Origin of the sequence: Mycobacteroides salmoniphilum (assembly GCF_004924335.1) — a bacterium.
GTDB lineage: Bacteria > Actinomycetota > Actinomycetes > Mycobacteriales > Mycobacteriaceae > Mycobacterium > Mycobacterium salmoniphilum.
Genome location: NZ_CP024633.1, coordinates 3264899 through 3277821, shown reverse-complemented (window position 1 = coordinate 3277821; position 12923 = coordinate 3264899). Strand labels below are relative to the sequence as shown.

Annotated in this window: 5 protein-coding genes; 4 read left to right on the top strand and 1 reads right to left on the bottom strand. The window is 60.0% G+C overall.

From position 1 onward, the window contains the following. Positions 1-641 precede the first annotated feature (641 nt). Positions 642-1127 carry a cytochrome P450 gene (locus DSM43276_RS23710; protein WP_211196734.1) on the top strand — a complete coding sequence of 162 codons (486 nt, stop codon included), beginning with the start codon at positions 642-644 and terminating at the stop codon, positions 1125-1127. On the opposite strand, the gene DSM43276_RS16260 is transcribed toward DSM43276_RS23710, so the two are convergent. Further along, the gene (locus tag DSM43276_RS16260; protein WP_078329620.1) at positions 1124-2770 is read right to left on the bottom strand and encodes an FAD-dependent oxidoreductase; all 1647 of its coding nucleotides are present in this window, start codon (positions 2768-2770) and stop codon (positions 1124-1126) included. The genes DSM43276_RS23710 and DSM43276_RS16260 overlap by 4 nt on opposite strands. Positions 2771-2954: 184 nt before the next feature. Between DSM43276_RS16260 and DSM43276_RS16255 the strand changes: the two genes are divergently transcribed. From DSM43276_RS16255 to DSM43276_RS16245, 3 genes are read left to right on the top strand one after another with little or no spacing between them, the layout of a single operon-like run. Next, on the top strand, positions 2955-3674 hold the full coding sequence (locus DSM43276_RS16255) for a class I SAM-dependent methyltransferase (RefSeq protein WP_078329621.1): 720 nt from the start codon (positions 2955-2957) through the stop codon (positions 3672-3674). 24 nt (positions 3675-3698) lie between these two features. Further along, positions 3699-6950: a ferritin-like domain-containing protein gene (locus DSM43276_RS16250; protein WP_078329622.1), complete on the top strand. Its 3252-nt coding sequence runs from the start codon at positions 3699-3701 to the stop codon at positions 6948-6950. After that, a complete protein-coding gene (locus tag DSM43276_RS16245; RefSeq protein ID WP_078329623.1) occupies positions 6950-12715 on the top strand; it encodes a non-ribosomal peptide synthetase in 5766 nt (1921 codons plus the stop codon). The genes DSM43276_RS16250 and DSM43276_RS16245 overlap by 1 nt, the downstream gene beginning before the upstream one ends. Positions 12716-12923: the final 208 nt, after the last annotated feature.

The following is a 12923-nucleotide window of genomic DNA, read 5'->3' as shown; positions in this document are numbered from 1 at the left end:
ACCGTGATGTGGCAACGATCCATCGCGGCGCAGACGGGACGCACTATTTACTCGGCTACGACGAGGTGGCGAAGGCTCTCTCTAGTAGGAGTTTTGGGCGCCGCGCGGCCACGGCGGGTCATTCCGGGGCCGCCGGCCTGGTCCCGGCGGAGTGTGTCGCCCTGCGGAATATGGTGGAGAGCTGGCTGGTGTTTCTCGACCCGCCCCGGCACACCGAACTAAGGTCTGTACTCGCTGGGCGATTCTCTCCTGCGGTAGTTGCGGGGTTACGGCAACGAATTACTGAGATTGCTGTCGCGCTGCTTTCACGCTGCGCCGATGAATCGGAATTCGATCTGGTAGAGGCTTTTTCGGCACCGTTGCCGATTTTGGTGATCTCAGAGTTGTTAGGTGTGCCAACATCGGACTGGAAGTGGTTACGAGACAGAGTAATAGCTATTCAGGCTGTAAGCAGTAGTCGGAGGTTCGCGAGTGGCGCTGAAGTGTTCTGGCTCGCTGACACCGCGGCGGCGGAACTTACTGAGTACTTTGCCTCGCAGGCGAGACAGCGGCGGAGAGCCCCCAAAGACGACCTGGTGTCGTTGATGGCGTCGGATGGCGCGCTTTCTGCCGATGAAATCTCCTCTAGCTGTGTACATCTCATGTCGGCAGGACACGAAACGACGACGAATCTACTCGGCAAGGCGGTCCTGGCTCTCGGCGAAGATCGGGAGGCGCTGAGCCTGCTGCGGGCTTCGGAGGGTGTTCCGACCTCAGCGGTCGAGGAGCTGGTTCGATTCGATGGACCGGTGCAGTCGGTGACTCGTTGGGCGTACCGCGACGTGTCCTTGGCAGGGAACGACATTCCCCGCGGCACTCGGGTGGTGGCGGTACTGGGTGCGGCCAATCGCGATCCCGCACGTTTTCCTGATCCGGATGCCCTGCGCCTCGATCGCGGCGCGGGGTGCGGTGTTGGGTTTGGGCACGGAATTCACTATTGCCTCGGTGCAGCACTTGCTCGCGCCGAGATTGAGATCGGCCTCGGTCTGTTGCTTGACGTACTCGGCGAGTTTGCCGTCGACACGGTGGAGTACCCAGGCGACATGGTCTTTCATGGCCCGTCGTCGCTAATGCTCTGCCGTTACTAGTGTTCGCCGCGGTCTTGATCGACGCGGAGCAGCGCCTCGTCGAGATGCCGTAGCACATACGTGAGCGTGTCCCAGTTGAATGGATGGACGATGGCGGCGATATGTCCGTCTGGACGCACCAGGACCAGCTTGGGGTTCTTGGTAACCCGATATGCGCGGCAGACCTCGGTTTCGTTTTCGGTAAGTACATGCGTCGCGACTTCGGCGGTGTATCGAGCCGTCAAGAGGTTCCTCAGGTGGGCAGCTTGGCATGGATCGATGGCTCCGATCAAGAGAGCGTGATAGTTCGGTGGATGCGTAAGCGCCATGACGCTGCGGGCCGAGCCGCGGGGACTGATGAGAGTCGCATAGGGTGCCCGATCGCCGGGGTGAGGGCCACGGCCGGGGGAGTCCGAGCGATCGATGGCAGTACTAGTCCGGTAATTGATCCATAACTGAGAGAACATGTCAAAGAACAACTTGCGTACCGGCGGCAGGCGGCAGGCAAGGCCGATTGCACGAGTTGCCACGTGCGTTCGCATCCACAACGCCATGGGGCTGGTTGATGTCTCTAGCTTGAATCCGATATCAGTGCGAGCCAACACGGCGGCGGCGATCGGACGACGTTCGGTTTCATAGGTTTCCAGCAGCGACGCCGGCGCCTCGCCCTTGACAACCTGTGCGAGCTTCCATCCGAGGTTCACCGCGTCGCCGACTGCGAGATTGAGCCCTTGCCCTCCAGCAGGGTTGTGAATGTGGGCGGCGTCGCCAACGAGAAAGGAGTGGTCGACACGGAAACGCTTGCTGATGCGACTGTGAAATCGAAACATGGCCGCCCACACGATAGTCTGCAACTTCGCTTCGACCGAGAAGTAGGACTCGAACCAGTGTCGCAGGTCGCTGTCGTCGAGTCGCGCATAGGCATCGTGTGACAGGATCTCCGCTTCTGGCCCGCGGTGAAAGTCTGGCGGTACCACACCGAAAAGCCGGTAGTGCCCACTCGCGAGTGGAAGCACCCCCACGAATCCGCCACGCGTGAGGTTCAGGCGCATCTTCTTGATACCAAGGTCAACCTCCATGTCGACATCGGCGAGAAGCCCCTTCTGTGTGTATGTTTCGCCGTGAAATTCCTGACCGGTAAGACGCCGGATTGTGCTGCTGGCCCCGTCTGCGCCAACGAGCCAGCGAGCAGAAATACTGCCGACACCCGTGGGGCCCTGAATGCCCACATGCACGCCGTTAGCCATCTCGGCGATATCTTCTACGGCACAGCACCATTCAACGTCTGTGCCATGCCTAGCGAGCGCGGCGACGAGAAGCCTCTCGGTCGCGAACTGTTCTAGGGCGAGTGCATAGGGAAACCTGGTCCGAGCCGCTGTTCCTCTACCGGCCAGCGGCAACTCGCCCACATGCCGGCCGTTCTCGTGAATGGCTACATGAGTTATCGGCAGGCCACAGGTAACGGCGTGTTCGGCGACTCCGAGACGGTCGAAGTACTCAAGTGTCCGGGCGTGCACAATGGTCGCACGAGATTGCTGCACGGGCCCGGGCTTTCGATCAATGACCCGCACGCGCACTCCGTGCTGCGCGAGCAGCAAGGCGGTGCATAGCCCACTCGGACCCGCCCCCACGACGAGAACGTCACAATCATAGCCAGTTTCCATAGCCCATTTCACCCATTGAACCTGTTGTGTAGTAAGGGGATTCCTGCGGTACTGCCAGTATTCCCACGGTTGCCCAGGCGCTCATCCTGCGTATAGAGCGATACACACCACGCATACGCATAGTTTCTATCGCGATGGGGCTCAGCTCAGTGCCATCGGATGAAGCCGGACGTACCTTCGCGGTATGACCGCTGGTAATCCCAAGGACTTGATGCCCGACGAAACGCCATACTTCGATGATCTCGCCGAGATGTACGAGAGTTTCACGGCAGTAAGGGACGCACGTACCAGTCCGATTCGTGCATGGCTTGTCGAGCATCTGCCCGTAGGCAGCCGCGCGCTCGACGTTGGTTGCGGTACCGGCAATAACTGCGTCATGCTGGCTGAACATTACGACGATGTGGTGGGTGTGGATGTCGCCCAGCGCATGCTCGATTTGGCGGCCGTCAAAGAGAGCCGGGTGCCGATCCGGTACGAATGCCGCAGCGCACTCGAGCTGTCCCCAGATGTTGATGGCCTGTTCGATCTAGTGATGTCGGTGAACACGGTGTTCCACATGGGGTCGGCGGCTACGGTGCTACCGCGATTGCGCGAACTCGTCGCGCCCGGTGGACGATTGTTGATTGTCGATGTCACACGTCCCGATGGCGAGGCGGACACCGGCGCCGGATACGCCTATGCCTTCGACAATGCTCGCATCATCTACGAGGCATCCGCCAGCGCAGAACTGGCGGCCTCTGCCCTGCGTATGATGCTTCAACCGCGGTGGCTGGAAATGAGATCAGTCATTACGCCGCAAACCGTTTCGGAGTTTCTCCGCGACTACACCGCTGCGCTACCCGGTGTGCGCATCACTCATGACTTGATACCCACTCTGATTGCGGCTGCCTGGGATGCGGCCTGAGATCCGGAACGGACCGTACTGAGAATGAGCGTGCTGAACGTGCCGAGAGTACATTTCGCAGGTGTCGCAGTAACGCGCCTGCCGACCGGGCCGCGTAGCGGGCTGCTGGACCTCGCTACCAACCGACCGCTCACCGTTGACGGTCCTTTTCCGCTTGACCGGCCAGCTCGAGAATACGATGAATTGCTGGAAGCCGCTGGGAGTCGTTTCGATCAGTCGGGCGCGTTGACGGCCGGTGGTCCTTTCCACACCGTGAAGGGATGGAATTTCGGTGGGAATGGGCACTTTTGGATCGACGCAAAGGTGGTCTCTTGCGAGTCAGTGGCGGGAGTGGTCGATACGGATGACTTGCTCGTCGGACGAGCCGTGGACTTCTGGGGGCACTACTGTGAGTACACGGCGAGCACTGCCAATCGCGCAAGGGTTTTTGATGTAGACCCTTCGTCAAACTGGACCACAACACTGATGATTGGCCAGTTGGCCCTTGGGCGCATGGGCCGCTCCCATGATGTTGGTTACCTGTTGACCGGTGATGTCAATGGGTACTGCCCTCCGCGCTGGCAAAACTCCCATCATGTCAATGAAGTCGGAGATCATCCACTCGCGCAGTGGTTCCGACGCTCGACGTTGTTCCAGTTCGCGATAGGCCGAGACGACGGTCTGCAATGGCTGCAAGGCGCTGGGGCCTCGCCGGGCCTTGCGGCGCTGCGTGACCTGATCGATTCTGATGCGGCAGATGGACTCGTGGTCCAGTTCGCGTTGACGGGAATGGCGGCCCCGGTCGCCGCCGACTCCCCCGATCGGTGGGGGCTGCGCGGAACAATAGGTCCCTGGCGGACGACGGAATTGCGCACCTACCCTGCTGGCCGATTGCTCACTCCACGATCGAAAAATACTGTCGGCGAAGATGCTTTGCCACATATGGCGAGCGTGCAGGTGGCGGACTCAGAGGTAGCGATGAACTTGGTTACCGCGATTCCCGCTGTACGGCGAGGGGTGCAAGACGGTCACACGCCCGCCGGCTGCGTGGACCAAATGACCGATATGGGGGATTTGGAACTACAGACGACCACAGGTGAAGTCATCGCCGTGGTGCCACGAAGCGCGTATCTCGACAACAGCTATCACCTGACTTCTGGCATTCTCACAGTACCGAGGCTTGATAAGCGCCAGGGGAATCCGGCCGCTGCTTTGCGCCTCATCGCATCAGGCCGGGTCCTGCTGGAAGAGACTGAAACGGTGGTGCAGTCTGATGAGGCGAGCTTGTTCCTCGAACATCCGAACTCACGAACTGGTGAGGACTTCGCCGTCGACGTCTCTGTGCGTTCGTATTTCAGGGGGGAGCCTGCTGCCGTCCGGGGGATACGCATCCGCCAATTCTTCAACCCACGAGCATTGCCACTGGATACGGTCGCGCAAGCGCCGGGAGCACTTCCTGAAGACGTGATGATCGTGGCCCTACGTGGGGCAGACACGGCCGAGTACGCGACGGATGCCATCATGAGCACAGATGCCCGCGGGCACGGGGTTATCACGGTGAAAGGCATGCGCGCCGGCACCACCCGGGTGCTGCTGCAGCCCGAAGGATCGCCATCGCCTGAGGCGGAGAGTGCTTGCGGTGCATACGATAACGATGACCAACTGCGGTATTGGCCCGCCGCGGGAAGTATTTCATTACGGGTACTCCCGGATCGGTGGTACCTCGACGAATTGCACGATAGCGCCATCAGTTTTGACCTCCTGTACCAAGAGGTGTTCGCCTATTACGAGCTGTTGTACTCGTTCATGCGGACGGACGTATTGAGCCTTGCCGATGAGTTCAAGGTGGAGCCGTACGCACGGCTGATCTGGCATGTCAGCGATCCGGTGCACCGCGACAGAACGTACTTCATGCCGTCGACTCGCGACATAAGTGCGCCCCAACTCCGTTTGTTGCACAGGTATTTCCTCGCATGTGAAGCACGGCGACAGGTCCCGCCCATGCCTACTCGGCACCGCCCGCCGCTCGAGGCGATCACTACACGTAGCGAGCTGCATGTCGCCCTGGATCAGGCGCTGTCGATCGAACTGGCAGTGATGATCCAGTACCTCTACGCGGCCTACTCGATCCCGACTCACGACGCTGCGAAATGCTATGTAAAAAATGGGATTTGGACAGAGCGGCAGTCCTCTCTGGCGTGTGGCTCCGGGCCGGAGACACTGGACAATGGATACCGAGGACTCCTCATGAATGTGGCAAGAGAGGAGATGATTCACTTCCTCGCCATAAACAACATCCGAATGGCATTGGGGCTACCGTTTCAGGTACCGCGGTTGGACTTCGGGCGGCTCAACGGCAGACTCTGGACTCCACTCGAATTCTCCCTTGAACCATTTGGACTTGCTGCCGTAGAGCGGTTCGTGGAACTCGAACGACCTCACGAGCTGGTGCCCGGCCTGGTGGATGATCGACCCACATCGCAAAGGCCGTATCGATATGGCTCCTTGAGTGAGCTCTACGCCGCGATTCGAGCCGGGATTCAGCGAGTCCCGGATGCGTTGGTGGCCAAGAAGTATCAAGGCGGGGGAGGGCATCACCTGTTCATGCGCGAGTCCGTCAATGCTATCCACCCTGATTACCAGTTGGAAGTAGACGATGTCGCTAGTGCGATTTTTGCGATCGATTTCGTTACCGAACACGGAGAGGGCGGAAAGATCGCGTTGCCGAATACAGACGAAGAATCGCACTTCGAGACCTTCCTGAGGATTTCTGGATCCTTGGTCGACGAACGCGTGAATACCTCACGAGGAGAGCGTATTCCCTGGGACCCGGCGTATCCGGTTCTGCGCAACCCAACGCTGCATACTGCTGACGCCGCAAGGTGCCATGTCACCAATGCACCTGCACGGGACGCCATGACGGCGTTCAACCGTTCCTATCAGTTGGCCGCGCAGCTTATGGTGCAGCATTTTGGCTACTGTCCTGCGGGCAACTTGCGGCGATCTCCCTTGATGAATTGGGCTTTAGACATCATGGTTACCGTGCTGCGCCCATTGGGCGAGCTGATCGTCACCCTGCCGTCCGGGCTGGCGGGAAGGACCGCAGGGCCTTCGTTCGAGCTGGAAAGAGAGCCGCGGTACATTCCGCGTCCCGAAATTGCGATGGAGTGCATGGCCCGTGAAGCAGACGAGATCGCCACGCTAGCCCGCCGCTGCCCTGGATCAACTGTTGCGGTGCCGGACGTTCTGACCTTCTTGGGGGAACAGTTCCGGGCCTTCGCCAAGGAGCAACACTGATGGATGCGCAGCATCTCCAGAGACTGGAGCTCACCCGCGCACAATCCGAGCAGTGGATGGCGGTGGATCCTGCCGATGGGGCCGCAGGCAATGTGGCGCACTGCGTAGAACTCACGGGCTCTGTGGACTTTCCACTGCTAGCGCAAGCGTGCAATTACGAGCTCGCGGCGTCCGGTGCCGGCGTGATCAGATTCTCTGAACGCGATGGCCGTCCGTACCAATGGTTATCTCCGAGCCTAGGCAGAGACTTACTGTGGGTGGACCTTAGCGACGAGGCGGACCCGGTCGCTGCTGCGTATTCGTGGATGCGTGGCGACTACACCGGGCCGCTCCGCATGATGTGTAGTCCGCTCACGCTGTGGGCGCTGATCAAGGTGGGACCGGACCACTACTTCTGGTACGTGCGGTCGCACCATGCCGTGGTGGACGGCTATGGCGGTCTCGGAATCACTGCCCGGATCGCCGACTACTACTCGGCGAGGATTCAAGGGAACGAGCCAGCTCCCTATCGCGGTCTCTCGGTGTCAGAACTCATCGCGCTGGAACAGGAATACACGAATTCTGAAGCTTTCGAGCTGGACCGGCGCTACTGGGCCGAGCGGACAGCCGAGCTGGAAGTCGCTGTACATAATCGCGAAGCCGGAGCTCGCGGGATATCGGAGCACCGCGCACAGGATGGGATTAGCGGGGACTTAAGCGCGCGGCTGGATGCTGTTGCCGGGGCGGCGGGCACAAGCGTCGCCAGGGTTCTGACAGCAGCGCTCTGCGGATTCGAATCAGTGCTGGCGGGCCAGGAGACGGGCATGGTGGCGCTTGCCGTTGCAGGTCGGCGGTCCACGGCGCTGAAACTTTCCGGCGGAATGATCTCTAACGCGATACCGATCGGGCTCCCGTGCGGATACCCGGTGACGCGAGACGGCCTGATTGGAGCCGCCATCACCGAGGTGTCTACCGGCCTGCGGCATGCGCGGTACCGGTTCGAGGACATAAGACGTGACGCCGGTGCGGTGGGACAGGGGCGGAATGCGTTCGGGCCAACTGTCAATATTCTTTTGGCCGACAACATGATGCGGCTGGGTGCGGCCGTGGGCAAGTACGAGATTCTCACCTCAGGAAATACCGAGTACCTGCATGTCGACGTCTACCGATCTGGGCCTGAGGGTCTCATCCGCATCAACCTGATGGGGAATGGCGCCTTCTTCACCGCGGCGGATATCCGGCAACGGCTCGATCGATGTATGAGATACCTTCACGAGTTCTTGAGTGCGTCGGGGGATACCCCACTGGGCAAGATCAACACGCTCGATGATGAGGAACGGCGCCAGGTACTTGCGTGGGGTGATGGTAATGAGCTCGCAGAGCCGCCCGTTGTTCCCGAGAAGATCTCACTCGCGCAGATCTTCGCAGAGCGGATGGCGAATCACGGAGGCGAAGTGGCTGTCCGCAGTGACGGCATTTCGTGGACGTACCGAGAATTCGCACGCGGGGTCAATCGGCTGGCGCGACAGTTGATTGAACTGGGTGTCGGGCCCGAGACCGTCGTAGGGGTCGCGATGGTGCGGTCGGTGGACATGTTGGTGAGTATGTACGCGGTGATTGTCGCGGGCGGCGCCTACCTGCCTATCGATCCGGCGTCGCCGGAACACCGCAACGCACATATCGCAGAGGTGACCACACCGCGTCTTGTTCTTACGAGGAGTGGTGACCCGCATATCCAAGGGCTGCCGGCGTCTGTCCCCGTCATCGCGATCGACAAGATTGACTTGTCGGGGTTCTCTGGGAGTCCAGTCAGTGACGCCGACCGTACGTGTCTACTTCAGCCAGCCCACATTGCCTACATAATCTTCACTTCTGGTTCAACCGGACGGCCCAAGGGGGTGATGGTCGATCACGCGGCCATTACCGCCCATCTGGGATGGATGCAAGCGCGATACCACATGGGTTCCAGCGATGTGGTGCTGCACAAGACTCCTGCTACTTTTGATGTCTCGATGTGGGAGATGTTGTGGCCCATTCTATGTGGAGCGCGATTGGTCATCGCCTCTCCAGACAGGCATACCGATCATGCTTATCTGGAGACTCTCATACGCACCGAGCAGATTACGATTGCCCACTTCGTTCCTTCGGTGTTGGAGGTGTTCGCGGCCGAAGCCGATCTATCGGCATGCCGGGGCTTGAGGATGATCATCTCGTCGGGTGAAGTACTGCCTGCCGATCTGGCCGTCCGTGTACGTGCAGCTGGTGTCGAGATACACAACCTATACGGGCCCACGGAAACAGCCATTGATGTTACTTCGCACCAAGTTTCAGAGACGGATACGGACACGGTACCGATCGGCGTGCCGGTTGCGGGTACCCGGCTCTTCGTTCTGGATGGATGGCTGCGGCCGGTGCCACCGGGAGTGGCGGGTGAACTGTATATCGCCGGAATCCAACTGGCTCGTGGTTACGTCAACCGCCCGGGACTGACCGCACAGCGCTTTGTAGCCTGCCCGACCGCGGCAGGGGAACGCATGTACCGTACTGGTGATGTAGTGCGGTGGAATGCATCGGGGTACCTGGAATATCTGGGCCGCAAGGATTTTCAGATGAAAGTCCACGGTGTACGCATTGAGCCGGGTGAGATAGAAGCCGTACTGACTGATCATCCTGCTGTCGACCGTGCCGTAGTGATAGCGCATGCGGAGGGCCCGGCGAAAGATTCCAGGCTGGTGGGATACGTCTCGGCATCAGGCGACTTCGGCGCGACGCATGAGCGCGATACGGTGCATCGTTGGCGTGACGTCTACGACGAGTTGTATGGCAATGGGACACAACATCAGTCGCCACGATTCGGCTCAGCGGCCGACGACGATTTCACGGGCTGGACCAGCAGCTACACGGGAGCTCCGATCCCGTTGGATCAGATGCGTGAATGGCGCGACCTAACGGTGGACCGCATTCGCGAGCTCAGCCCGCGGCGAGTACTGGAGATCGGCGTTGGCTCGGGACTGATTTTGTCGAAGATTGCCCCCCTGTGTGAGGTCTACTGTGGCTCGGATCTCTCTCCCGTAACCGTTGCCCGCCTTGAGGAGTGGCTGCGCGATGTGAACGAGGGTTGGGCGAGACATGTCCATCTCATTGTCGGTGCGGCAGACGAATTGGGTGACTACGCCACCGGATCCTTTGACACGGTCATACTCAATTCAGTAGTGCAGTATTTCCCCAGTGCGTGTTACCTCCGGCGTGTCATCGATGAGGCTCTTCGGCTCCTCGCGCCAGGAGGTGCGCTATTCCTCGGTGACGTGCGAAGTCTGAGATACCTAGAGGAGCTCGAGACCGGAGTGGAACTGACGCGGGGAAATGATGGTGATTTCGGCGATGTACGTCGGCGCGTGCGGAGGCGATTGTCGAACCAGCGCGAACTGTTGGTGGAACCGCACTTCTTCTCCGACATTGCCCATGAGTTCCCCGGCGTTATCGAGCACGACATCCAACTCAAACGGGGCAGCTCGATCAACGAACTGACGCGTTACAGATACGACGTGGTCCTGCATAAGTTACCTAAACCTACTGTGTCCGTGAGGAAGGCGACGAACGTCGAGTATGTCGACGTGGATACCATCCGAGCGCTACTCCTCGGGCGAAGTATGGAATGCGTCCGAGTGGCAGGCATTCCGCATCGGGGGCTGTTGACCGAGGTCCGCGCGGTCGAGGAGCTCGCGAAGAACGCGAAAGGGGTAGCGGGACTGCCAGATCGCAAGGACGGCCTCGCGTACGGACGTGCTGAAGGGATGCTGCCGGACGATCTCCATACCGTGGCGGCCGACAGCGGCTACTCCTGCGCGGTCACGTGGTCTGCGCGACGGGGATGCATGGAGGCCGTTTTCGTGCAGAAGTCTGCGCTGAGTGCACGATGCATCGTCGACGCCTACGTCCCCGGCGCGTCCGGTCGCTCTGTCACACCGTCGTCGAACAAGCCGATGGCTGGCGTCTTAGCTGACGCGGTTCGCGAGTTCGCCCGGGCGCGGCTGCCCGAGTACATGGCGCCGTCGGTGATTGTGGTGCTCGATGAGTGGCCGTTGACCGCGTCTGGAAAGCTGGACAGAGCCGGACTGCCCGCTCCGTCGATGGTGCAGAAGACATATCGTGCTCCCACATCCGAAGCCGAGCGGGTTCTGGGCGGTGTATTTGCCGAAGTGCTCGGAGTGGATCGGGTCGGTATCGACGATGACTTCTTCGCACTTGGCGGAGACAGCATTCTCTCGACTCAGATCGTGGCGCGGGCACGCAAGCTCTCCATGGTGTTCACTTCTCGCGACGTGATCGAGAAACGCACAGTAAAGCGATTGGTTCAGTTCATCACGAGTGAAGCAACAGTCCCGGCTCTGCAAGAAGTCTCTGGCGGGGGTGTGGGTGAGATGGAGTTGTCGCCCGCGGCCGGATGGTTAATGGAGTTGGGCGGCAACGGCTGTAGCCGTTTCCATCTATCCACGCTCATCAGATTGCCCAAAGGTATCGATCGGCGCTCGCTCGTGTCAGTGCTCGCGGCGGTCATCGAGCGGCACGATATGCTGCGGGCGCGGTTGTGCCGCATAGAGGTTGGGTCTCATCAGGAATGGCGCATGATTGCCGAGGCGGCAGACTCGATAGATGTTGACGCATTGCTGAGCCGGGTCCACGTCGAGAGTGATCAAGGCATCCCGAAGGACGCATGGGAAGCGGCTGTAAGCGAGTTGAATCCTTTTACGGGCGAGGTTATTCGAGCGGTGTGGCTTGACTTCGGATCTGATTGCGCGGGCAGTCTGTTGCTGGTGGCGCACCATCTGATTTTCGATGGAGTGTCATCACGGATCGTGATGGAGGACCTGGCGGCGGCATGGGTGGATGTCGAGGCGGGACGACCGGCGGCCCCGGCGCCCGGCAGTACCTCGATGCGAACCTGGTTGCACGCCTTGCATGCTGAGGCGAACTCCGCGTCTCGAGTGGCGGAACTTGCGATGTGGAAGTCGATGATTGAGGGACCGGACCCGCTGCCGGGGGTTCGGGCGCTCGATCCGACGGCCGACACCACCTCGAAAATCCAGCGGGTGCAAAGCTTCATTGATGTCGATACGACTTCGGCAGTTCTTGGCTATGTGCCGATGGTGTCGAAGACTCAAATTGGCGAGATTTTGATAGCCGCATTGGCGGTCGCTGTGGCGCGATGGCAGGGCCGCAGAGGTGTGGTACTGCCCTCGGTACTTCTGCGGCTGATAGGCCATGGCCGAGAGGAACTCGCCGGGGCCGACTTATCGCGGACTGTCGGCTGGTTCAACTCGATATATCCGTTGCGGGTTACCTTATCCGACAGCGGTTTAGAGGACATTTCAGTGGATGGTGCCGACCTCGCCGCCGTGGTATCGGCCGTCGCCCAGCGGGTGCAAAGGGTCCCGGACGGCGGTGTTGGGTATGGGCTACTTCGGTATATGAACCGAGACACCGCACAGGAGTTGCCCGATGAAATGCCGGGCCGGATCTGCTTTAACTATCTCGGTCAAATACAGACCGACACAAAGGATGCCGGCGCGTGGAAGCCAATTGTCGAGGGACTGTATGAATCCATGCCGGACCCAGCGCTACCCGCTGCCGCGGCCTTGGACATCACCGTGGTTGTGATCAACGGTCGAATGATTGGTGATTTCGGATTCCCCGCGTTGCTGTTTGAGGTGAGGGAGGTGCAAGAGTTGGCCGAATTGTGGGCCGATGTGGTGTCCAGTTTCGTCGTAACAGTGAGTAGTAGGTAACGAAGGGCACGAGCCCTTGTTCGATGAGTTGACAAGGTGCACAGCTGGGTTGAATTGCGCGGTCTGGTGACCTTCTTAACTTGCTGTAAGCCAGGCCCCCGATTTTGCGATTACGGTTGATCATGGCCTCTTTCTGTAGGGTAGGGCGGATTGCAGCCTTGTTCTACTTGCTTCACGTTGATCATGACAAGAGGTTGCGATGGAGACG